The 22,648-nt window shown below is 65.9% G+C and carries 20 protein-coding genes; 9 read left to right on the forward strand and 11 right to left on the reverse strand.

Annotated features, from left to right (window positions below; genetic code table 11):
• The first annotated feature begins 3 nt into the window (after positions 1-3).
• The gene (locus VN706_10160; GenBank protein ID HXT15980.1) at positions 4-363 is read left to right on the forward strand and encodes a plastocyanin/azurin family copper-binding protein; all 360 of its coding nucleotides are present in this window, start codon (positions 4-6) and stop codon (positions 361-363) included.
• A 15-nt stretch (positions 364-378) separates the two neighbouring features.
• Here VN706_10160 and VN706_10165 read toward each other — a convergent pair whose 3' ends face one another.
• Positions 379-1,707 carry a DUF1501 domain-containing protein gene (locus VN706_10165; GenBank protein HXT15981.1) on the reverse strand — a complete coding sequence of 443 codons (1,329 nt, stop codon included), beginning with the start codon at positions 1,705-1,707 and terminating at the stop codon, positions 379-381.
• 42 nt (positions 1,708-1,749) lie between these two features.
• Positions 1,750-3,315 (reverse strand): DUF1800 domain-containing protein, encoded by a 1,566-nt coding sequence (locus VN706_10170; protein ID HXT15982.1) that lies wholly within the window; start codon positions 3,313-3,315, stop codon positions 1,750-1,752.
• A 232-nt stretch (positions 3,316-3,547) separates the two neighbouring features.
• On the opposite strand from VN706_10170, the gene VN706_10175 reads away from it, so the two are divergent.
• Positions 3,548-3,955 carry a surface-adhesin E family protein gene (locus VN706_10175; protein ID HXT15983.1) on the forward strand — a complete coding sequence of 136 codons (408 nt, stop codon included), beginning with the start codon at positions 3,548-3,550 and terminating at the stop codon, positions 3,953-3,955.
• An 85-nt stretch (positions 3,956-4,040) separates the two neighbouring features.
• Here the strand turns inward: VN706_10175 and VN706_10180 are convergent, their stop codons facing one another.
• On the reverse strand, positions 4,041-5,549 hold the full coding sequence (locus tag VN706_10180) for a DUF2779 domain-containing protein (protein HXT15984.1): 1,509 nt from the start codon (positions 5,547-5,549) through the stop codon (positions 4,041-4,043).
• A gap of 131 nt (positions 5,550-5,680) precedes the next feature.
• Here VN706_10180 and VN706_10185 point away from each other — a divergent pair, with 131 nt between their 5' ends.
• Positions 5,681-6,115, forward strand: coding sequence for a hypothetical protein (locus VN706_10185; protein HXT15985.1), 435 nt, complete (start codon positions 5,681-5,683; stop codon positions 6,113-6,115).
• A gap of 35 nt (positions 6,116-6,150) precedes the next feature.
• Here the strand turns inward: VN706_10185 and VN706_10190 are convergent, their stop codons facing one another.
• Positions 6,151-7,029 (reverse strand): CopD family protein, encoded by an 879-nt coding sequence (locus tag VN706_10190; GenBank protein ID HXT15986.1) that lies wholly within the window; start codon positions 7,027-7,029, stop codon positions 6,151-6,153.
• A 101-nt stretch (positions 7,030-7,130) separates the two neighbouring features.
• Here VN706_10190 and VN706_10195 point away from each other — a divergent pair, with 101 nt between their 5' ends.
• From VN706_10195 to VN706_10215, 5 genes are all read left to right on the forward strand, one after another.
• Complete coding sequence (locus VN706_10195) at positions 7,131-7,514, forward strand: hypothetical protein (GenBank protein ID HXT15987.1); 384 nt, start codon at positions 7,131-7,133, stop codon at positions 7,512-7,514.
• Positions 7,498-7,932, forward strand: coding sequence for a GNAT family N-acetyltransferase (locus tag VN706_10200; protein ID HXT15988.1), 435 nt, complete (start codon positions 7,498-7,500; stop codon positions 7,930-7,932). Before VN706_10195 ends, VN706_10200 begins: the two co-directional genes overlap by 17 nt.
• 121 nt (positions 7,933-8,053) lie before the next feature.
• The gene (locus VN706_10205) at positions 8,054-9,871 is read left to right on the forward strand and encodes an amidase (protein HXT15989.1); all 1,818 of its coding nucleotides are present in this window, start codon (positions 8,054-8,056) and stop codon (positions 9,869-9,871) included.
• A gap of 16 nt (positions 9,872-9,887) precedes the next feature.
• Entirely contained in the window at positions 9,888-10,109 is a 222-nt protein-coding gene (locus VN706_10210; GenBank protein HXT15990.1) for a hypothetical protein, read from the forward strand.
• Positions 10,110-10,231: 122 nt separating this feature from the next.
• Positions 10,232-11,425 (forward strand): MFS transporter, encoded by a 1,194-nt coding sequence (locus VN706_10215; GenBank protein HXT15991.1) that lies wholly within the window; start codon positions 10,232-10,234, stop codon positions 11,423-11,425.
• On the opposite strand, the gene VN706_10220 is transcribed toward VN706_10215, so the two are convergent.
• From VN706_10220 to VN706_10245, 6 genes are all read right to left on the reverse strand, one after another.
• Positions 11,403-12,761, reverse strand: coding sequence for a HEAT repeat domain-containing protein (locus tag VN706_10220; protein ID HXT15992.1), 1,359 nt, complete (start codon positions 12,759-12,761; stop codon positions 11,403-11,405). The two genes, VN706_10215 and VN706_10220, sit on opposite strands and share 23 nt — an antisense overlap.
• Before the next feature lie 179 nt (positions 12,762-12,940).
• Positions 12,941-15,070: a M56 family metallopeptidase gene (locus VN706_10225; protein ID HXT15993.1), complete on the reverse strand. Its 2,130-nt coding sequence runs from the start codon at positions 15,068-15,070 to the stop codon at positions 12,941-12,943.
• Between the two features lie 8 nt (positions 15,071-15,078).
• Complete coding sequence (locus VN706_10230; GenBank protein HXT15994.1) at positions 15,079-15,474, reverse strand: BlaI/MecI/CopY family transcriptional regulator; 396 nt, start codon at positions 15,472-15,474, stop codon at positions 15,079-15,081.
• Between the two features lie 98 nt (positions 15,475-15,572).
• Positions 15,573-17,642 (reverse strand): PAS domain S-box protein, encoded by a 2,070-nt coding sequence (locus VN706_10235; GenBank protein ID HXT15995.1) that lies wholly within the window; start codon positions 17,640-17,642, stop codon positions 15,573-15,575.
• A 30-nt stretch (positions 17,643-17,672) separates the two neighbouring features.
• Positions 17,673-18,002 carry a hypothetical protein gene (locus VN706_10240; GenBank protein HXT15996.1) on the reverse strand — a complete coding sequence of 110 codons (330 nt, stop codon included), beginning with the start codon at positions 18,000-18,002 and terminating at the stop codon, positions 17,673-17,675.
• A gap of 102 nt (positions 18,003-18,104) precedes the next feature.
• Positions 18,105-19,796 (reverse strand): leishmanolysin-related zinc metalloendopeptidase, encoded by a 1,692-nt coding sequence (locus VN706_10245; protein HXT15997.1) that lies wholly within the window; start codon positions 19,794-19,796, stop codon positions 18,105-18,107.
• A 266-nt stretch (positions 19,797-20,062) separates the two neighbouring features.
• Here VN706_10245 and VN706_10250 point away from each other — a divergent pair, with 266 nt between their 5' ends.
• On the forward strand, positions 20,063-21,010 hold the full coding sequence (locus VN706_10250; protein ID HXT15998.1) for a DMT family transporter: 948 nt from the start codon (positions 20,063-20,065) through the stop codon (positions 21,008-21,010).
• A gap of 163 nt (positions 21,011-21,173) precedes the next feature.
• Here the strand turns inward: VN706_10250 and mgtE are convergent, their stop codons facing one another.
• The gene (mgtE, locus tag VN706_10255; protein ID HXT15999.1) at positions 21,174-22,556 is read right to left on the reverse strand and encodes a magnesium transporter; all 1,383 of its coding nucleotides are present in this window, start codon (positions 22,554-22,556) and stop codon (positions 21,174-21,176) included.
• Between the last annotated feature and the right edge of the window lie 92 nt (positions 22,557-22,648).

The following is a 22,648-nucleotide window of genomic DNA, read 5'->3' on the forward strand; positions in this document are numbered from 1 at the left end:
TCCGTGCGTGCTCCCGCTCTGACGTTGCTGCTCGTCGCATCCGTGTCGTGCGGATCGGACACTGCCTCGCCGACTCCGCCGCCATCGACCAACAAGACCTACGACATCGCGACGTTCGGTGAAACGTTCTTGCCGACCTCTCAAACGATTGCCGCCGGCGACACCGTCCGCTGGACCTTCGCGGTCGCCGCCGACAACCTCGGCCACAACGTACTGTTCAAGCCTCGCCTCGCCGGCGCACCGCCCGACATTCCAACGGAAGTCCGTTCCGGCACTCGCAGCCTGCAATTCACGGCGAAGGGCGACTTCAACTACGTCTGCGATCTACACGGCGGCATGACGGGCGAAATCATCGTGCAGTGACGCAGTCGTGCTCGGTCAGCGCGTCACACCGAGCATGTTCGCTTGCCACGTCGGGAAGATGAAATCGAGGTTCGGATTCCCCAGCCGGTTCTGCACGATCTCCGACAGAATGTCTCGATAGTCCGTTCCGACGACCAGGTCCTGCCCGGCCTCGAGGTTGGCGTGGTCGAGCGATTTCCAATTCTGTGTCAACACCCGGCCGCCCGCGATGTTGTTGCCCATCGCGAACATCACCGTGCCGCGGCCATGGTCGGTGCCCTGGCTGGCGTTCTCCCGCACGTTGCGGCCGAACTCCGACATCGCGATGACCGTGACGTTGAAGCCGCCCGGCGCGATGACGTCCGCGTAGAACGCGGCCAGCGAGTTTGAGAAATCTTGCATGAGCGTTTTCATACCGCCGCCGACGGCGCCCTGCGACGCATGCGTATCCCACCCGCCGATGTCGATCTGCGCCGCCTCGATGCCGACGTCGTTCTTGATCAACACCGCCACCGAGCGCAGCGCGCGGCCGAACGCGCTCGTCGGATACGTGACGTTGTTCGCCGGCTTGTAGCCCGTGAAGTTCACCGACTTGAGCAGGCTCACGGTGTTGATCGCGTCCAACGCCGCGGACTTGAGCGGCTCGTCGGCGACCTGATAATCGCCTTCGAGAATCGTCGTGCGCGCGGCGGCCGTGGTCGACGTTCCACCGATCGTGAAGTTCGTCGGATCGGCGATCGGCAGCGTGTGCGTCGGAAACAGCGTGCCGCCGGTGGGCGCCACGAGTGTCTTCTGCAACCCGTTCGCGACTCCAATGCCGCGAAGCAGCGCGTCGGGTTTGAGCGGCGGAATGCTCGCCAGATGGCGGCCCAGCCAGCCGGTGATGATCGTTGGATCGGCCGGCTTGCCGACTTCCATGAACCGCTGCGCGTCGAAGTGCGAGCGCGTGTTGTTCGTCTGAATGCCCACGCCGTGCGCGATCAACAGATCCTTCGCGGCGAACGCCGGCATCAGGCCGCCGGTGCCGTCGCCGCCCACCATCGCCGGCGCGATCGCGAATTGGTTGTCGAGCGCGAACGCGAAGCCATTGCCCGGACGCGCGAAGCCGATCGTCGGCCGCGAGGTATAGTAGGCGTCGTCCAGGAACGGATAGACGATGCTCAGACCGTCGGCGCCGCCGCGCTGGAAGATCGAGACGATGATATCGCGATTGGACGCATGGTTCTTCGCCATCACGATCTTCGGCAGCCACGCCGGGAACATCGACGCCGCGGTAAATGTCGCCGCCGCGCCCAGAAAGCTGCGGCGCGACAACTCGTTGTATTCCTGACAGCCGCAGCTCTCGTCGTGCAGTTCGTCTGACATCGATCCGTATCTCCCGGTCAGCGCCTAAGACCGCCTAGTACCCTAGTACCACTGAAACGCGTTGGCGCTGATCGCCAACGCGATCAGCTCGCGCGTTTTCGCGTCGGTGAGTGTCGCCGTGCCCGCGTAGTTGAGCAGCGCCGTGCTCGTGACGCTCGGGATCTCGCCGCCAAAGAAGTTCTGATTGATCAGATCGACCGCGTTCGCGGGCGAGCCGGCTTTGTAGGGCGTGAGGTCCACCGCCAGCGTCACCGTGGAATTGAACTGCGACATCGCCGTGCCGAACTGCCAGCGGGGAAGAATGTTGCCCGCCCAGTACTCGAGCTTGTCGGGAAATCCGTCCGGCGTATCCCACGAGAAAATCAGGTGGCCGAGCGTGTTGAGCTGCGTCGTGATGGCGGAGAATGAGAAGACGGTCGGCGTGAGCGCGCGCACCGCCGACACCGCGAAATGGAACGGCCGCTTGAGCTTCATCGGCGCCTGCGGAATCCAGCTGTCGTTGAGCATGGCGCGGAGCATCGCCTTGATGTCGCCGCCCGTCGCGCGATATACCGCCGCGATCGCGCCCACCTGCGCATCGCTCGGGCTGGGCGTCACCATCCAACGCAGCAGCTTCGTCGCGATGAACCGCGCCGTGCTCGGATGATTCACCAGCATGTCGAGCACCTGCTCGCCTTCCTGCTGGCCGGCCGCGCCCGACGCACCCTTGATCGTCGTCCCGAGAAAAACCTTGTCGCCGGTGTCGTGCAGCGCCGCATTGAAGACGAAATCGCCCGAGTTATTGACCGTCCACCCCGTGAGCACGCGTGACAACTCGGCGACGTCGTTCTGCGTGTAGCCCCCGTCGACGCCGAGGGTGTGGAGCTCCATGATCTCGCGCGCGTAGTTCTGATTGGGGGCCTTCGAGCTGCTCACGTTCTGATCGAGATACACCATCATCGACGCCGAATGCGCGCTCGCCTTGAGCAGTTGCGGGAACGTCGACATCGCGTACTTGCGAATGACGTCGCGCTGATCGGCGACGAGCAGGGTCTGCACCTTGTCGATGTCCTGATTGAAATGATCCGACCAGAACTCGACCATGCGTTGATACAACTGCCGCTGCGAGAATGCCGAGCGGTAGATGGTAGACTCGCGCAGCTGGTTGAAGACGTCGTTCACGTTCGTCGACGACGCGCGCAGCACGCTCGACGGCTGCGCCATCAGCGGATACTTGGCGGCGATCGCCGACTCGACCACGGAGTCGTCGATGCGCTGATAATTGAGTTGATGATTCAGGTAGCCGTCCCAGCCCATCGCCTCGGCCTGGCGCACGTCGCCCGCGGTCATGCCCATCGTCACGCGGCGAATGAGGCGGCTCAGTCCGCCCGTGTCCCACTCGGCGAAGGCGGCGACGTCTTCGCTTGGCTCGATGACGCCGGTGTCGACGGGCGCCGCGGGCTCGATCGGCTTTCGCCGCCGCGACCGACCCTGCGCGCGGAGACGTTTCGGAAGCAGTGTCGCGGCGGCCAGAGCGCCGAAGAAAACGAAGGAGCGGCGGTGCTTCAGCGGCGTCCGTTCAGACGGTTCCGCGATCGGACGGTCGATGTCCGGCGCTGGCGTGGCCATGGAGTCCTCACCCGGCATGAAAGTCGAAACGACTCGAGCGGCTGCAAGATATGACGGCGACGCTCGGCGGACGTGAGCGAGATCACAAGGTCTCGCCGTCGCATCCTTGGGCGTTTCATGACAGACGTTCAGACTCCGGCCGTGTTAACACCGGTCACATGAAATGGGTCCGGAGGCGGCCGGGTTGTCAATCGCCCTTACAAGGACGAGCGCCATCGCGCATAGTGTGGGCATGCGAATCCTCATGCTTCACACCATCGCGTCGCTGGCGGTCGCCATGCCCGCCGCGGCGCACGCGCAAAAGCCGTCAAAGGGCTGGAAGGAGATCGGCAAGACGTCGGCCGGCAACATCGTTTCCTTCAATCCGGCGAGCGTGAAAAAATCGAAGGGCATCACGTCGGCCACGCTGCAGGTGACGTTCACCACGCCGACCACCGTCGGCAACGACAAGTGGTACCTGTCGCGCCACGAGGCGATGTTCGACTGCGCGAAGCACACGATCGCGTCGAAGTTGAACGTCTACTATGGCGATCCGAAGGCGACGAAGGTTGTCAAGCGCGACGTGATCAAGATTCCGGGATTTGGCCCGGCGATCGGCGGCTCGATGGCGCAGGTGGCGATGGATTACTTCTGTAAGTAGCGAAGTAGCGACAGACCCGTCATCTCGATGGAGCGAAGCGACCGAGGGATCTAACGTCCGGGTAGAGTGGACAGCCCTCGTACCGCTACGGCAGATCCCTCGCTTCACTCGGGATGACAGCCAGTCGCATCAGACGCTCCTCCAACGCCACCATCGCCTGCGTATCGAGTTTACAATACTCTAATAACGCACCGCGAAGCTCGCGGCGCTCCTCCTCGCTCATCGCGCCGCGCTCGAAGATCATGCGCGAGAGCTGGAGCTGCGCCGTCTCGCCCTCGGCGATCGCCAGTCCGGAGTAGGACAGCTCGGGGACGAGCGCGGGCAAGACTTTCTTCAGGCTGAACGAGCCGTGAAACTCCGGATGATAGACGTTCTCGCGCACGATCGGCAGAAGATCGACCAGCGACTCGGCGATGGCGAACAACTCCGTCGCGTCGTCGGGGCACGCGACCGCAACGCGACGGATGCAATCCCGCTCGAACGTGGAGAAGTACGCCGTGACCGTGCGCGCACCGCGACACGCGGCGAGAATCGCGCGCGCCGCCTCCGGACGCGGATCGCCCTCGCCGTCGAACAACCATTCGTGATGCCGCACGCGGCCGTCAGGATCAACGACGTGGCAGCTCAGCTGAACCGGGATCTGATCGTAGGGACGACAGCCCGTCCAGCGCGGAATGGCCGGTTGCACCGTCTCGAAATCGAGATGTGCCACCGGCCGAGCGAGTGATGACAGCGCGCGAATGAGCGCGTCGCGCTCGACGACGACGTCTCCCTGCCGCACCGCACGACGCTGCCGCGCGCCGATCGCGCTGAGCTTCACGTCGTCGGGCAGTTGATCGATCGTCTGATACCCCTGCGACACGAGCGTGTCCGCCTTCTTGCCAATGCGATACAGCGTGCTCACGTGGTGCCGCGGCAGCTCGGGCCAGCAGCGATCGGTGAACGGGCACGCACGCGGTTTCGAGCAATGATCCCCCGTCGCGGCGTCGGGGACCTGTGACTCGCCGGCGACGCGCACGAGATCGGCGAGCGCGCCGTCGATCCCGTCCAGCAGCTCGCGCACGTCAGCCGTCACGTCCTCGCGCACGAACAGATTGGAGAGATCCGGATACTCGCACTCGCGATTGAGGCGCATGATCTCGTAGCGCGTCACGTCGACGCCCGCGGCACGCATCACCGCTGCCTGAATAGCGATGTCCGGCACGTGCTCGGCGGCGCTCACCGACGTCGATGCCTTGACCTCGATGAGATTCCACCCGTCGCCGTTGCGCTCGAGAATGTCGGTGAACACGAGCGTGGCGCCGGCGAGAAACGCGGCCTCGTAGATCACGCGCAGATTCGGCATCGCCATCGCGGCGCGCGTCTCGGCCAATCGCGCCGCGATGCTGCGATTGCCGCCCGCGATCAGCAGCCCACCCGGCACGTACTCGCGCGCGAGCGCGCCGACCTGCGTGCCCTCGCGCAGCCGGTACTGTACCGCCGGCGACTCGCGTAATTCCGCGGCGGCGTTGTCGTTGATCTCCCACCACAAACGCTTGTGACACTGCAGACCGGCGAGCGCGGTCTTTTTCGACAGGACGTAGTCGCTCAGCATAGGCCGGCAAACGTAGAATTTGGCCTGGTGTCCCGCTAGGCAAGCGCCAAACTCCCATCGTCCGTTCGCCCACTTCCCTTCCGAGCCGGGAGGCCATTAATCTGATCTTCGGCTTTTATTCGGGTGCTTCGATGAAGAAGATTTGGCTTACCACCGACGGTCGGCCGCACGACTCCATTCTGGGAATTTTCACCACGGAGGGCGGGGCGAAGCGATATCGAGAGCTGCTGATCGAACGATACGCGCTTGGCAAGAATCTGAGTGTGGCGGGCAAGCCGCTCGCGTTGGATGCGGACTCGTGGCGTCTGGGGCTGGGCCCCGACGTCGTCGAACGGACGGTGGACGCCAACATCGAGTTTTTGCGCGGCGCGTGGGTCGTGAAGGTGGACGAAAGCTGCCGCATGATCGCGTGCGAGTTCTCGACCAAGCTCAAGCCGCATCAGCCGCCGGCGACGTACCGCGTAGGCATTCACCGCATCTGCCAGGCGCACGCATCGACGCCGCAAGGCGCGCTCGACATGGCGCGGAAAGCCATGATCGCGCACCTGGGGCGTTGCCGGACGTGACGTGCGCTATGAGAGAATACTAATGGCGGCCGGCGTCATCCTTTCGGCGACGGCAAGCTGACGAGAATCGCGGTCACGACCAGGACGATCGTCGCCACCGTGAGCTCCGTCATCGACGACCGGCGAATGCTCTTCGCCGCCGGTTCCGTGCCCAGCGTCGGCCGCTGGCGCCGCCAGTTCCATGCGCCCAGGCCGAATACGGTCGCCACGAAGGCGAGCTTCACGATCAACGCGTACCCGTATGGCGTGGACCACAGATTCGACAGCACGTGGAGATGCCGCCAGGCGGTGATCAGCCCGAACACCACGACGACGCCGCCCATCGTCAGCGCGAGCGGCGAGAATCCGTTGACCATGTCGGCGGCGATGGCGCCGCGCCGTTCGCGTGTCGGCTCGTGGCGGAGCAGCGCACTCAGTCCCGCCAGAACGAGCACGAACAGTGTTCCGAGCCAGAGGCCCGCGGCCAGCGAGTGAATCGAGTTGATGAGCTTCGACCATTGGCCGAGCAGCGCGAGTCGCAACCAGCCGACGACGACACCGATCGCGGCGAGCGGCCATCCGGCCTTGATGCGCGCCGACGCCAATCCGTATCCGATGAGCGCGAGCGCGAGAAAACCGAGCTGCATCATCGTCGCGGTGTCCGACGTCGCGAGCGCGGTCGCCGTCAAATGCTTTCGCGCGGCGAGTCCGGGCAGCGCGGCGAGCGCCATGATGGAGCTCAGCACGATGCCGACCAGGCCCAGGCTCGCCGCGCGGCGCGCCGCATCGTCGTAGAACGCGCGGTCGGTTTCGATCTCCCACCCGCGCAGCGCGAAGTACCGGAACCCGATCGCGCCGGCGCCCAGAAACAGCGCGACGAAGCCGATGAATTCCTTGACGGGATCGGACCATTGAAGAAGAGGTTCTGGCTGCATTGCGTCAGTGCCTGTCCGCGTTCGGGTTGCGAACTCGTGCGCATGGAACGGGCCAACCGCCGCGCTGGTGACATGACGGGCTTCGGCCCTATGTTCTTCGCATGTCCAAGCTCGTCACCATACTGCTGATGCTCGCGCGCACGCTCGGCGCGCTGCTCGTGCTGCTGGGAATCTCGATCTGGGTGGGCTTCGGCGGCGTGACGCCGGTCCATGCGGCGCTCGGATCGCTGTTCGTGCTCGACGCGTGGATCATCGCGCTGATCGCGCTCTTCGCGCTGCCAAAGCGATTGTTGCCGCTGCTCGTGCTCGCGCTCGGCGGCATCGTGGCGTGGCTCGGCGTGGCGCAAACCACGCTGCTCGTCGGCAGCGCGCACTGGGCCGTGCGGCTCGTGCACCTGCTGCTTGGCCTCGCCCTGCTCGGGCTGGTCGAATCGCTCGGCAAGGCGGTGCGGCTGCACCAGCGCGCCAATGATCAGCGTTCGTGAATTCAAGGATACTGATTACGATTCCGTAACGGCGCTCTGGCGCGCCGCCGCCGGCGTCACCTTGCGCGACGCGGACGAGCGGACGCCGTTGACCGCGTATCTCGCGCGCCAGCCGGGCTTGAGCTTCGTGGCCGAGGAGGACGGCGCGATCGTCGGCGCGGTGCTTTGCGGCACGGACGGGCGCCGCGGTTATTTGCAGCATCTCGCCGTGGCGTCCACGCATCGGCGCCGCGGCATCGGTCGGCGGCTGGCGGAATCGTGCACGCACGCGCTCGCGGCGCGCGGGATCATGAAGTGCCACCTGATGGTCGTGAGCGACAACGACGCGGCGCGCGCGTTCTGGATGCGGCTTGGCTGGACGCCTCGCGACGACGTCCAGCTGATGTCGCATACGGCGGGGGATTCGGCGAATGCCTAAGCTGTCATCCTGAGGGTCAGGATGACAACCTTCTCTTCTACACGCCCAACCTGGACGCCCACCGCTTCGCGCGCGAGCTTCTCCCATCCTCTCCATCCCTTCGGACCGTTCGGAGCCGCTGATGACTTTCCACGACGAGTTGGACCTCCTTCAAGACGCTGAGACTGACGCCGAGTTGGCCGCCGACGCACTCGAGTTGGACGGCATGGCGCGGCGTGAGTTCGTGTTTCTCTCACTCGCCGCCGCCGCGGCGAGCACGTTCGGATTCGGCGCGCGCGCGCTGGCGCAGGCGCCCGGTGGCGCGAACGCGCCGCAGGCCGCTCCCCCGCCGCCGCTCGGCAACGGCGAGCCGGTGTCCTGGACGTTCCAGCCATATCCCGGCGGCACGGGCGCGCTCATGGAAAAGCTCGTGCGCGAGCACGGGCCGTCGGTGTTCACGCGCGCCACGTTCACCGTGCAGCCGTGGAGCGGCGCGGTGCCGTCGTCGCACGACGAGATCGCGTTTCTTCCGGCGCATCGGCTGTCGGCGCTGATCAAGGCGCGCAAGTTGACGTCGACGCAGGTGACGAAGATCTATCTCGAGCGCATGAAGCGGCTCGATCCCGTGCTCTTGTGCGCGGTCACGATCATGGAAGATCAGGCGCTCGCCGAAGCGGCGCAGGCCGACAAGGAAATCGCCGCGGGCAAATATCGCGGACCGCTGCACGGCATTCCGTACGGCGTGAAAGATCTCTTCGCGACGAAAGGCGTGCGCACCACGTGGGGCTCGAAGGACTTCGAGAATCGCGTCATCGACGAGGACGCGGAGGTCGTGCAGCGCCTGCGCAACGCGGGCGCGGTGTTGATGGCGAAGCTCGCGACCGGATTGTTCGCGCAGGGCGACCAGTGGTATCGCGGACGGACGAACAATCCGTGGGACATTCGCCGTGGCTCGAGCGGATCGTCGGCCGGACCGTCGTCGGCGACGGCGGCGGGCTGCGTCGCGTTCGGCATCGGCACCGAAACGTCGGGTTCGATCGTGTCGCCGGCGCGTGAGTGCGGCTTGAGCGCGCTGCGTCCGACGTTCGGTCGCGTGAGCCGCGCGGGCGGCATGGTGCTCGCGTGGTCGCAGGATCGCGTCGGTCCCATCTGTCGCACGATTGAAGATGCGGCGATGGTGTTCAACGTCATTCACGGCGTGGACGAGAAGGATCCGTCGACCGTGACGACGCCGTTCCACTTCGATCCGACGATGAAGCTCGCGTCGATGCGCATTGGCGTCGACGCGAATGCGCCGAAGGAGTTCGTCGACAAGCTGACGGAGTTGGGCGCTCGACCCAAGCCGATCGGCCCGCGCCCGCAGATTCCTGGCGGCGGCGGAGGACTCGGCGTTGAATCGGCGGCGGCCTTCGACGAGTACGTGCAGAACAAGGCGAAGGAGTTGGGCATCGACCTCGCGACAATCCCCGAACCGCAACCCGGTCGCGGCGGTCGTGGCGGTGGCGGCGGCGGTGGCGCGGGCGGCGCCGGCCGAGGTGATCCGGGCAATCCGACTGGAATGGCGGCGCTCACGCGCTGGACCGGCGGACGATTCGCACGTGGGTTCGACTTCGTCAACGCGCAGCGCCGGCGCTACATCCTCATCTCGGAGATGGCGGAGCTGCTCAAGGACTTCGACATGTACGTGCCGGGCGCGAACGGCTTCGATGTCGGCCTGCATGCGCAGACGGGACATCCGTGCGCGGTGGTGCCATACAAGTTCGATTCACCACCGGCGGGTCGCGGCGGCGGCGGTGGACGCGGCGCGCCGGCCGACACGAGCGCGCCGCCGGTGACGTACAACAAGCAGCCGATCTGCGCGGTCCTCGCGGGCAATCTGTACAACGACGACAAGATCCTGTCCGTGGCGCATCAGTATCAGATCCACACCGAGTGGCATCTGAAACATCCATCGCTCTGAGCACGTTCGAAAACTCATGGCACACAGCGGACCGATTTACCAAGGCGAGCCGCCGCAGCAACAGCAGCAGCGAGCGACGTACACGAATCGTTCGGTGTCGGTGGCGAAGGCGGGTGCGAGCTTCGGCTCGGCGCTCGCCATCGCCATCTCATGGGATGCGCATCACTCGCTCATCTGGGCGATCATCGATGGGTTTCTCTCGTGGGTATACGTACTCTATTTCGCGATTACTCGGTGAAAGTGCGCGTTAGACGGCGCTGACCCGAACGGCGCTGACCCGAACGGCGCTGACCCGAACCGCGCCGTTCGGGTTGGCGCCGTTCGTGTCTCAAGGCCCACTTTCTGCCCACTCGCCGCCCAATGCCCCGCCGTTCCTCTGTCCGCGCTCTCAAACACCCCAACTTCGCCCTCTACTTCGCCGGCAACCTGCTGTCGAACTGTGGGACGTGGTTTCAGAACATCGCCCTGGCGTTGCTGGTCTATCGCCTCACCAAGTCGTCGTTCTGGGTCGGCGCCGTCAACTTCGCGCAATTCATCGGCGTCGTCGTGCTCGCGCCGTGGGCCGGCACTGCCGCCGATCGATTCAACCGCCGTTGGCTCATCATCGCGACGCAAGTCGGTGCCACACTCGTCAGCGCCGCACTCGCATGGGTCGTCGCGATCAAGCTCGGATCACTGCCCATCGTGCTCGGGCTCGCACTGCTGCTCGGCGCAACCACGGCGTTCTCGACGCCCGCGCTGCAGGCGATCGTGCCCGCGCTCGTGCCGCGCGACGATCTCGGCGCCGCAATCGCCATGAACTCCGTAACGTTCAACCTCGCGCGCGCGGTCGGACCCGTTGCCGGCGCGTTCGTCGTCGCGCGGCTCGGCATTCCGTGGGCGATCGCGCTCAACGCGGGATCCTATCTCATCTTCGCCGCGGCGATTCTCGTCATTCACGTCGAACACGAGCCCGAGCGCCACGCCGCGCGCGCGCGACTTCGCGACAGCTTCGAGATTCTGCGCCGCGATTCATCACTCGGCGTCCTCTTGCTGATCGTTGCCGCCGTGTCGCTCACGATGGATCCCGTGAGCACGCTCACGCCCCAATTCGCGACGCAGTTCTTTCACCGCCCTGACACGTTCGCCGGCGCGCTCATCGGCGCGTTCGGCGCGGGTGCGGTGCTCGGCTCGGTGATTCCGCTGCACGATACCGATCGTCCCGGACGGCGCATCGCCATCATGCTCGTCATCTTCTCGGCCGGGATGATCGGCTTCGCGCTGCTGCCCGCGCTCGGCGCGGCGTTCGCGACGCTCGCCATCGGCGGATTCGGCTACCTGCTCGGCCAGACGAGCGCGACGACGCAACTTCAGCTGCGCGTCTCGGACAAGGAACGCGGGCGCATCATGGCGCTGTGGAGCGTCGCGTTCCTCGGTACGCGCCCCATCGCGGCGCTGATCGACGGCGGGCTCGCGGCACTCTTCGGCGCGCGCATCGCCGTGCTCGTTCTCGCCATACCGTCGATCGTCGCCGCCGGCTTCGCGCTGCGGATCAGGGAAAAGGTCGCGGCCTAGGCTGCGGCCATGGCCACGGCCACGGACCGCGGCGTCCGGCCAACGCGCGCACGGCCATCTCACGCGTTTCGGTATCCTTTGAATCGAGCAAGTCCTTGAACACGTCGCTCGAGCGATCGCCCGATTCCACCACCGCGCGCACGAGCGCGACACGCACGCGATCGTTGTGCTCCGACTTGATCGCCGACGCGATTGCCGTCGCGGCGTCGGAATCGCCGATCTCGCTCAGCGCCCACGCCGCCTTGAGACGCACGTCGTCGTCCGCATCGTGCAAGGCGGCGACGAGCTGCTTCGGCGCGCGGCCCGGATTCAACTCGCCGATCGCCCACGCCGCGGTGCCGCGCACGCGCGGATCCTTGTCGGACGCAAGCACCTCGGCCAGCGCGTCGGCGGACTTCTTCACTCCGAGCTCGCCAAGCGACCAGGCGGCGGTCTCACGAACGGACGGCGTGTCGTCGGACTTCGCGGCTGCTGCGAGCGCATCGGCGAAATCACGCGCGTGAATCTCGCCGAGTGCCCACGCGCACATCTCACGCACGCTGGCGCTTTTGTCGCCGTGCATCGCGGCGGCGAGACCATCGGCCGCGGTGCGCGATCCGATCTCCGCGAGCGCCCACGCCGCGGTGCGGCGCACCTCGGTGTTTTCATCCTGCTTGAGCACGCGCAGCAACAGATCCACGTTGTCCGCTGCCTGCAGATGTCCGAGGGTGGTCACGGCCGCGAGACGCACCGTCTCGTTGGCATCGTTCACGAGCGGCGCGACGCTCGGCGCCGCGCGACGATCGCCAATGCGGCCGAGTGCCCAGGCGGCGTTCGAACGAACGTCGGCTGCTGCATCGCGAAGCAGATGTTCGATCGGGTCGACCGAGCCGCGGTCGCCGAGCAGACCCAGCGCCCGCGCGGCGCCCGCGCGCTCGACGGCGTTCGCCGATTGCAGGCGAGGCCCGAGCTCGGTCGTGAACGCGCGGTCGCCCGAGCGCCCGATGAGCGTTCCCGCCATGTGGCGCACGCACCCGTCGTCGGACGCGAGCCCGTCGACGAGTATCCGTCGCTCATCCTCGGCGAGCGGGGCGCGCATGGCGTCGTGAAGCGACTGCCACGGATCCGCCTGAATCGACGTGCTCGGCGCGTCCCATCGGCCGCCCCCGTTGGAAGCGCCGTTCGAGGCGAGCGCGCACATCTCGGCGGGAACGCCGCGCGCGGCGGTAAGCAGCTCGCGAACGGACTGCGTTCGTTCACCAGCGGTTTGGGCCTGTGGCGAGGATGCAGCATTCACTCGGACGCCGCTCGCCTGCATCGATAACGGAAGAGCGAGCAGGAGGATGCGCGTATGCATTGTTGGTGACTCCAATGGTGAAAAATCAGCATATTACAATACGACAATACCAAAACGTATATTACGGTTTCATGGCGGATGGCTCGTCCGCGACCGCTCAGGTTAGATCTCTCGCGTCGCTCGGGATGACGAGCCTCCCGGGCGACGAGCCGCCCGGGACGCCCGAGCTGCCGAAGTACTCACGGCATCGGCCGAGGCCACGGCCAGGGCCACGGCCAGGGCCAGGGATCGACCGCGCCGGCCAGCATCGCCACGCCGTGGCGTCGCAGCTCGGGATCGCTCGACTTCATCGCGGTCTCGATCACACTGTTCGGCACCTGGCCAATCGAGCGCAACGCCCACAGCTGCGTCGTCCGCACGTGGTCGTCGCTCTCCGTTTCGAAGGCGCGCGTGAGCGGACGCACCGCCGCGGTGTCCTCGATCTGGCCGAGCGTCCACGCGGCGATCGTCCGCACCGCGCGCGAGTCATCCGTCAGCGCGTTCATGACGGAGATCGGCGCGCGCGTCAAATTCTTTTGGCCGAGCGCCCAGATCGCCACTTCGCGCACCTGTGGATCGCTGTCGTTCACGGCACTGATCAGCGCGTCCGCCCCGCCGGCGCGATCGAACTGGCCGAGGGCCCACGCCGACGTGCGGCGCACCTGTGCGCTGCGGTCCTTGAGCACCGCCTCGGCGAGCGCGTTGGCCGTGGCCTCGGACTCAAAGTCCGACAGCGCCCAGGCCGACATCTCGCGCACCTGGTCGTCGCGATCGTCGCGCAGCGCCTGCGCCAGCGCGGCCCGCGAGCGCTCGGTCGGCATGTCGTGCAGCGCCCAGGCGGCCGAGCGGCGAACGGAGCCGTCCGCATCTGTTTGCAAAACCTTAATGAGTAAACTGACACGTGCCGTGTCGATCGCCTTCCCTCGCGCATCGCCGCCGAAAATGCCTTTGACGATGTTGGTGGCCGCTCCGCCCGCCGCGTTGCCGATCGCCGTGGCGAGATCGGCCACACTGCGGTCGAACGCGTTCACCCGAACATCAGGATGGGGGTTGGGTTGAGGATCGGCCTTCGCCTCTCCGTCCGGGCTCGGATTGGGAGTCGGACGCGGATCCCGTACGCCTTGCGTTACGGGCGAATCCAGCTGCGCCGCGTCTACCGCGAGCTGACGGCCGGTCTCCCGTCGCGCGGCAGTGCGCGGATGAGCGTCCGGTGTCTGCGTCGCGCGGACCGGCGCCGCCGCGGCGACGGTCAACGACAGCGCGCCGAGCGACGCCACGACCAGCGCTGCCTGCGCACGGCCCGGTGCCGCGCGTCGAATCGCGGGATCGAGAATCGCCAACATGCGACCCTCGAATTCTTTCTTGCGCGCCATCGGCATCGCCATCACCGGCGCGCCATGGCGCCGCACGCTCGTCACCATGTCGAGCAGGTGCTGCGCGTACTCGCTCGGGCGCGCGCCGCAGCCCAACACCAGGTCATCGCACGCACGCTCGCTCTCGGCGCGCAGCTTCTTCGCGGCCGTCCACACCAGCGGATGGAACCAGTACAGCGCGCACGCGAGCCGCCCGAGCGTGTGGCCGAGCAGATCGTGGCGCTTCACGTGCGCGAGCTCGTGAAAGAGGACGGCGCGACGACGATCGTCCGACCACGCTTCCGCGATCGCCGGCAACACGATCGTCGGCTCGAGCGCGCGGCACGCGAACGCCATCTCGATGTCGTCGCTCAACAACAAGCGCGGCGCGGCCTCGAGGTCCAGGCGATCGGCCACTTCGCACAACGGTGTGGTCCAGTCAGGCGACGTCGCTTCGTGGCCGCGGCGAACGATGCGTCGCACCTGCAGCGCGCCGACGACGAGCCACGTCATCAGCGACAGCGCGACGCCAGCCCAGGCAATGAGCAAAGTTGAAAGCAGCGACGCCGGCGTGGATGTGCTCGAGGACGTCGCGGCGTCGTTGACCTTCGACGGGGAACCGACGTCGTTCGCGAGACTGGCGGCCGGCGCTGCACCGCGTGGGTCCACGGTCACATCGTTCGTGGCCGCTCGCCGCGAACGCTCCGTCGGCTGATAGGTGGTGGGCGCCAAACTCGGCGCGTCGATGCGCGCGTCGCCGATCGTCGCCGGGAGCACCGCCAGGCGCAGCGACGGAATGCGGCCAAGCACCGGCAACGCGAGCACGCCAACGAGAACGGCGAGCCAAACGAGATGACGCGCGCCGGCGGTACTGTGACGCAACGCAAACGCGGCAACGAGACCCGCGATCAACACCAGCGTCGCTTTCGCGATGAACAGGACGAGAGGAGACATTCCCAGGAAGAGCGTCGTCGTCATGATTGCACTCACCTCCCGCTGATCCGCGCGGCCTTGATGCGATCGGCCAGCGCGTTGAGTTCGGCGTCGCTGAGCTTCGCGTCGGACATCCGCAGCACCGCGGTCACGGCCTGCTCGGCCGATCCGTCGAAGAAAGTTCGAATGACGTGCTTGAGCGCATCCTCGCGCGCTTCGTCGGTGTCGACGGCCGGGAGATACACGTACCGCGGTCCGTCCTCGCGATGCGTGATCAACTTCTTCTCCATGAGGATGCGCAGAATCGACCGGACCGCCGAGTAGGTCGGTGGATCGGGCAGATCGTTCATCACTTCGGCCACGGTGGCTTCGGCGCGGCGATAGAGGATGTCCATCACCTGGCGCTCGCGGCGCGACAGATCGGTGGGAGTGTCCTTGGGGAGAGGCACGCGGGGACTCGCTGAGGTTTGAACCGGTGAAGAATGCCGGTATGTTGATTTTTCAACAGTGTTGCTGAAAAGTCAACAGTCAGTTTGGCCGATCCAGGTCAGGACGCGAATCGCGGCAACGTCACGGTGAACGTCGAGCCCTTTCCGACCTCGCTCGCCACCGTGAGCTCGCCACCCATCGCGCGCGCGAGTTGGCGGCTGATCGCCAGGCCCAGGCCGACGCCCTGATCGCTCGGATTGAGCGCGCGTTTGGCCTGCACGAACGGCTCGAAGATTCGGTCCCACTGATCGCGCGGAATGCCGATGCCGGTATCGCTGACGTCGATCGCCACCTGATGATCGCGCGTCGCGATGCACAGCGAGATCGTGCCTTCTGCCGGCGTGAACTTCATCGCGTTGGCGAGGAGGTTCAGCAGAATCTGGCGGAGCTTGTCTTCGTCCGCCGTCACGGTGAGTCCGCGCGGCGTCGAGAACGGCGCGAGATGCAGATGCTTCTCCGCGAGCTGCGGCATGATCATCTCGAGCACGCCGTGCACCACCCGCTGCACGTCCACCGGCCCGATGCGATACTCGATGCGCCCCGAGCCGAGCTTCGCGAAGTTGAGCACGTCGCTGACGAGCGCGTCGAGATGGTTCTTGCTGCGCTGGATCTTGAGCAGATCGACCTTCTGCTCTTCCGTCACCGGACCGCGCACGCCCATCTCGATGAGCTGCGCGTAGCCGCCGATCGCGTTGAGCGGCGTGCGAAGCTCGTGGCTCATCGCGGCGAGGAACGCGCTCTTCGCGTGATTCGCTTCCGTCGCCTCGTGCGTCAGGCGCTTGAGCTCCTCCTCGGTGCGCTTCGACTCCTCGATGTCGGTGTTGGTGCCGAACCATCGAATGATCTTGCCGTTTTCATCGCGCTGCGGAACCGCGCGCGCCAGATGCCACCGATATGTCTGATGCTCGGCGCTCCAGAGGCGGAATTCGTTCTCGTACGTCTGCCCGGACTCGAGGGACGCGCGCCATCGCTCGAGCGATTGCTCCAGATCGTCGGGATGCAACACGGAGAGCCATTGTTCGCCGACGACTTCCTGCGCCGTCTTGCCGAAGTAGCGCGCGGTCCGATCGCTCACGTAGTCGAGCGCGCCATCCGGCGTCGCCGTCCACACTTGCACGGGAATCGCCTCGGCGAGAAAGCGATACCGCGCTTCGCTCTCTTCCGCGCCGACGCGCGTGGCTTCGCTCTCGTGCCACAAGCGCTCGATCTCCTTGCGCGCGCGAACATTCTCGGTGACGTCCGAACCATGCGCGACGATGCCGATGCGCGTTCCGCTCGCGTCGCTCAGCGGCTGATAGATGAAATCGAGAAACGCTTCTTCCGGAGGGCTGCCGGCGGTGCGCTGAAGCATGATCGGCGTCTCGCGGCCCACGAACGTCTCGCCGGTCTCGAACACGCGGTCGAGCAACTCGATGAAACCCTGGTCGCGCACTTCGGGAATCGCATCGTAGACCGACTTTCCGATGATGTCGCGGTGCCCGATGAGGCGAATGTATTCGTCGTTCGCGAAATCGAAGACGTGGTCTTTCCCTCGCACCACGGCCATGAATGCCGGAGCCTGCGCGAAGATGTCCCTGAGATAGCGCTCGGCGTTTTCCGCCTGGGCGCGGGCTTCGATCGCATTCCGCTCCGCCGTGACGCGACGTGTCGTCTCCGTCACGACGTTCAAGAAAGCGACGATAGCGCCGTTCTCGTCGCGCACCGGGCTCAACGAAAATGTGAAATATGCTTCGCCCGGCGGTCCATCGCTGCGCTCCATGACGAAGCGCGCGTTCTCCTGATACACGGCCGGCCCACCCGCGGCGATCGATTCGAACATCGCCGCGATGTCCGGCCAGATCTCGCGCCACACTTCGGCGCCTGGTCGGGCGAGCGCACGCGGATGCTTCGCGCCGAGTGCGTGGATGTACCCGTCATTGTAGATGAGGAGCTTGTCCGGTCCGCACCACAGATTGATCGGAAAGGGACACTCGATCGCCGTGCGCACGGCCGTGCGCAGACTATCGGGCCATTGCTCCACGGGCCCGAGCCCTGTCTTCGACCAATCGATCGCGCGGCACCGCGCCGCCATCTCTCCGTCGCCGGGGAACGTCGCCGTGGCGTCGGGTGAGAGATCGAGACTGGTCACACGAGAAATATATGACGCCCAGTGCGCCGTTCACGGCTCCCGGCGAAAGCCGGTAGGCGGCGTGACGCGGTACGGTCGCGCCGTGCGCGCGAGCAGAACCAGATCCTCATCCGACAGACTCATCCAATGCGCGGGGATGGGCGACAATCGGCGCTTTTCCGTTTCACACTGAAACGTGAGCCATCCGCCTTCGAGCTCTCGCGGAATGGGAAAGCGAACTTCGGCTGCCTTCCGCCGTTCCGCGGTCTGTCGCGGCGCTGCCCTACGGTCATCGTTGAGGCGACGCTCCACCAGCGCGGGATGGACCTCCCACGCTTCCCACAAGCGGCCAGTGTCGTCTTCGAAACGCCGATAACCCATCCCACCTCAGCTGCGTCGCCTTGTTTCGCGTTCGCGACTCGCGTCACGGAAGTTCCGAGCCATGTAGTGGTCAACACGGCACGACACCGCCGCAAGTTTTCATCATCGTCGAATAAATCGTGGCGCTGCCCCGGGCGACGCGCCGAGAACGACAGCCGAGGGCGTAACGCGCTCCCATGCCGACGATGCGCCAGGCAGCGGAATGAGCTCGCCGCTCGCGCCAATCGTTGGAACGCTGTACGGATCCGCCGATAGTGGATTCACCACGTAACCGAGATCGGACAGGCTGCCCACGGTGATCGCGCTCAACGGCATGCCACCCAGGTTCACGTAACCGGTCATCAACTCGCTGCCGAACGTCGTCTCGCGCCAGTGCGAGTCCGCCGTCCCCGCGCCTCCGCTGTTCTCGACGGGAACGTTCGAGAAGCACGTGCTCGTTCCGCCATCATCTATACAACCCTGTCGGCCGAGGGCACCGTAATAACCAACGTTCACCGTGCCCGTCGCGGCGACGAGATTCTTCGCCGACCACATCGTGCCGACGCCGAGCACGTGCAGCATCTCGTGCGTGATGACGTCTTGCAGCGTCCCTTGTGCCGTCATCTTGTCGAGATCCGCGACGTCGAAGAGCATCACGCCGACGGCGCTGAAGCCGCCTTGCGCGTCATTACGAAACACGCACGGACCGGCTTCGGCAAGAATCTTTCCCGCGCCGTCGATCGGCTGCACCGATGCGTAGATCACGAGATCGTCGATGTTCTCGCTGATCGTGGGCAGTCCGGTCATCCCGCACGCGGCGGACACGTCGAGACCACTCACGGCGATGTCGGGAATGTCACCGGTGACGATCGATTGCAGCCGCGCGGCCGCGGTCGTGAACAACGCCTGCTGTGCGTCGGTCATGTTGGGACCGAAAAAGCGAATGTCGATCTTGTAATCGCTCGCGACGGTGACGTTCACGTCGGTCGAGAGCGTACCGGACACGACGTGCACGACCTGCGGCAAGGTCGTGCGGCCGAGGGTCCATGCCGGCATCGCGATGGATCCGTCGCTGCCGGCCGTCGCGCTCGTCGCGGCGATCGAGCCACCGCCCGCGGTCACCGCGAACGTCGCGCTGCGGCCCGCGATGGCGTTGCCGTACTTGTCGGCGACCTTGACGACGATCGGCGAAACCGCGGCACCCGCGCGGCCTTTCTGATCGGCGCCACTCACGAGCACCTGCGATGGATCGGCCGGCGATAGCGTCGCCGTGAACGACAACGTTGCCTGCGCAGAACTCACCGTCAGAATGTTCTGGCCCGCGATCGTACTGTACTGCCATCCTGAAACTGTGAAGTCGCCGTTCGCGTCGCTCGTCACGTTCGATGGCGCCGAACCGCCGCCGGCCAGCGCGACGTTCACGGCCGCAAGCGCAATCGGATTGCCGAACGCGTCGGTGACTCTTGCGTTGATTGACGGACCGACGTCGCCTACGCGTCCCGCTATGGAGATCGGCGCGGTCGTCACGATTTTCGCCGCCGCGCCCGGCATCGCGTTCGCGACGATGACGAGCGGCGTGAGTCCATGCACAGACACGGTCATCGTGTCCGCGCCGGCGTGTTCGCCCAACGTCCACGCGCCGACGCTCGTCGGTCCGGCGAGCGTCCGCGTCGGTGCACCGCTTACGCTGCCCGCACTGGTCGCGATGGTCACCGCAACGTTGCCGAGCGGTGACCCGTTCGCGTCGCTGACGACGAAGGTTGGCGCGGTCGCGAGCCTCTGTCCGGCAACCGCCGACTGGGCGGCGCCGGTCACCAACGCGATCGATGCAGGAACTACGGGTGGCGTAGAGTCGCTGCCGCTACAGCTCGCTACGATGGCGAATGGAGCGCAGACGATGAACGGACGGAATAGGCGCATACGGGAGAGAACCCGGCGTCGGTAGGTCGGGTGAGTCAGACGGAAAATGCAAACATGTGCATACCCCTCACACGACGATTTGCGCCAATTGAGCGCATCAATATGGCGAATCATGGCCGAGCTCGCGAATTAACCTGGCTCGGCGCTTAGGTTCCAGTGCGATGCACTCCCCTCCCTCGGCGCACCATCGCGCCGCCTCGCTCGCGCTCGGCGTCGGCGTGTTTGGTATCGGCTGGTCGGCCATCCTCGTGCGGTGGTCGGGCGTGCCCGGCATGGTGTCGGCGTTTTATCGCCTGCTGTTCGCATCGATGGTGCTGCTGCCGTGGTATCTCGTGCGCGCGTCGCGCGGCGGATCGGCGCGCGGACCCGCGAGCACGGCACTGAAGCGCGCCGCGGTGTTCGCCGGCGTGGTGTTCGCCGCCGATCTCGCATTCTTTAATACATCGATCATGATCACGTCGGCCGCGAACGCCACGCTGCTCGGTGTGAATTCGCCGGTGTTCGTGGCGATCGGCGCCTGGGCCTTGTATGGCGATCGGCCGAACGTTCGCTTCTGGCTCGGCTTCGCGTTGGCGTTGAGCGGCGTGCTGTCGATCGTCGGAACAGATGTGGTCGTGCATCCACGGCTCGGTATCGGCGATGCGTTCGCGGTGGCCGGCGCGGTGTGTTACGGCGCGTATCTCCTCTACGTGCAGCGTGCGCGCGTCGGCATGGACACGCTGACGTTCAGCACGTGGTGTGTGTGCGCCGGCGCGGCGAGCCTGCTGCCGGTGTGTCTCCTTGCGCGGCAACCGGTGTGGGGTTTCAGCGGGCGGTCGTGGGCGTCGCTCATCGCGCTGGCGCTGGCGACGCAGATCGTCGGGCACTTCTGCGTCGCGTACGCGCTCGGGCATTTGCCGGTGACGATGTCGTCGGTGGTGCTGCTCGCGCAGGCGCCGCTCACCGCATTGCTTGCGTGGCCGCTGCTCGGCGAGCGACTTCGTCTGGGCCAGGTGATCGGCGGCGCACTGGTGTTGGCCGGTATTCTCGTCGTGAATCTCACGCGCCTTGCGCCGTCGCAGGCGTTGCAGGCGGCTCAGCGTCTACGCCAGGGACGCAGCCCTTCGTAGCTCGCGATGCTCGTCCGCGCTGCCTGTGCGCGCGCCACGAGCTTCCGCCGCTCGAGCAGGCGCAGCGCGATCTGCACCGCGCGCTTGGAGAGTCCGGCAACGGCAAGCGCGAATGGAAACGGCTAGTGGAAACAGCGCCCGCCCTTTCCATTCGGTCTTTCCATCAGCCCCCGAGCACCGTCCCGTGCAACACCACCCACGCCACGCTGAAATAAATCACCAACCCGGTGACGTCGACGAGCGTCGCCACAAACGGCGCCGACGCACTCGCCGGATCGAAGCCCAACCGCCGCAACACGAACGGAAGCATCGAACCGGCGAGCGACCCGAACGCCACGATCCCGACCAGCGCGAGACCAACCGCAAGCGCCACGAGATTGTGATGCACGCCGTAGTCGAAGATGTGAAGCGACTGCCACAGCTCGATGCGCGCAAATCCGATCACGCCGAGAATCGCGCCGAGCATGAGGCCCGTCGGCAGCTCGCGCACCGCGATGCGCCACCAGTCGCGCAACTTGATCTCGCCGAGCGCGAGCGCGCGAATGATCAGCGACGTCGCCTGCGAACCCGAGTTGCCGCCCGAGCTCATCACGAGCGGAATGAACATCGCCAGAATCGCGAATTTCTCGATTTCGCCCTGGAAATGCTGCATGGCGGTCGCGGTGAGCATCTCCGACAGAAACAGCGCGCACAACCAGGGCGCGCGCTTGCGGATCATCTGCCCGAATCCGACTTCCATGTAGGGCGCCTCGAGGGCTTCGACGCCGCCGAACTTCTGCACGTCTTCCGTCTGTTCGTGTACGATCGCATCGATCACGTCGTCCACCGTCACAATGCCGAGGACGTGTCGTTCGTCGTCGACCACGGGCAGCGCGAGGAGATTGTACTTCGCGATCATCCGCGCCACTTCCTCCCGGTCCGTATCTGGCTTCGCGGTGAGCGGCGCGCGGCGGTCGCCGACTTCGCGAACGGCCGAGCGCGGATCCGAGATCAACAACTGCCTGAGTGACACGACGCGAACGAGATGGTCCTCGTCGTCGAGCACGTAGATCGCGTACACCGTTTCCTTCGTGCGCGCGACGTCGTGGATATAGTTGAGCGTCTGCGCGACGCTCCAGTCCGACGGCACCGAGAGAAACTCCGTCGTCATGATGCCGCCCGCACTCTCTCGCGGATAACGCAGCAGCATCTCGAGCGTGCGTCGAGTCTCGGGCTCGAGCCCGGCGAGCAACGGTTCGCGCGTTTTCGGCGCGAGCTCGCGGAAGAGATCGGCCCGCTGGTCGGCGGACATCGCCTCGATCAGCTCGAGCGCCGCGTCCTCGTTCATGGCGGCCACGATCTCGTACCGGCGATCGAGCTCCGGTTCGTCGAAGGCCTGCGCGGCGAGATCGAAGGGAAGCACCGCCATCACCTTCGCCGCGGCGGGCGGCGGCAGCTCATTCAGTGCCTCGGCCACATCCGCCGCGCGCATGCCGGCAAGCGACTCGGCGAGCTCGGCGGGGTCGCCATGCAGCAGATAGAGCAGCTCGGGTTGCATGTTCTGCATCGTCGTCGCGAAAAAAGGTGAGCCTCGTCGCGGACTGCTGGCGATAAGCAATTCGCGCGAGGCTTCGCGGTCAACTCGTGACGGGGCCGTGC

The sequence above is a fragment of the Gemmatimonadaceae bacterium genome (assembly GCA_035606695.1).
Classification (GTDB): Bacteria; Gemmatimonadota; Gemmatimonadetes; order Gemmatimonadales; family Gemmatimonadaceae; genus JAQBQB01.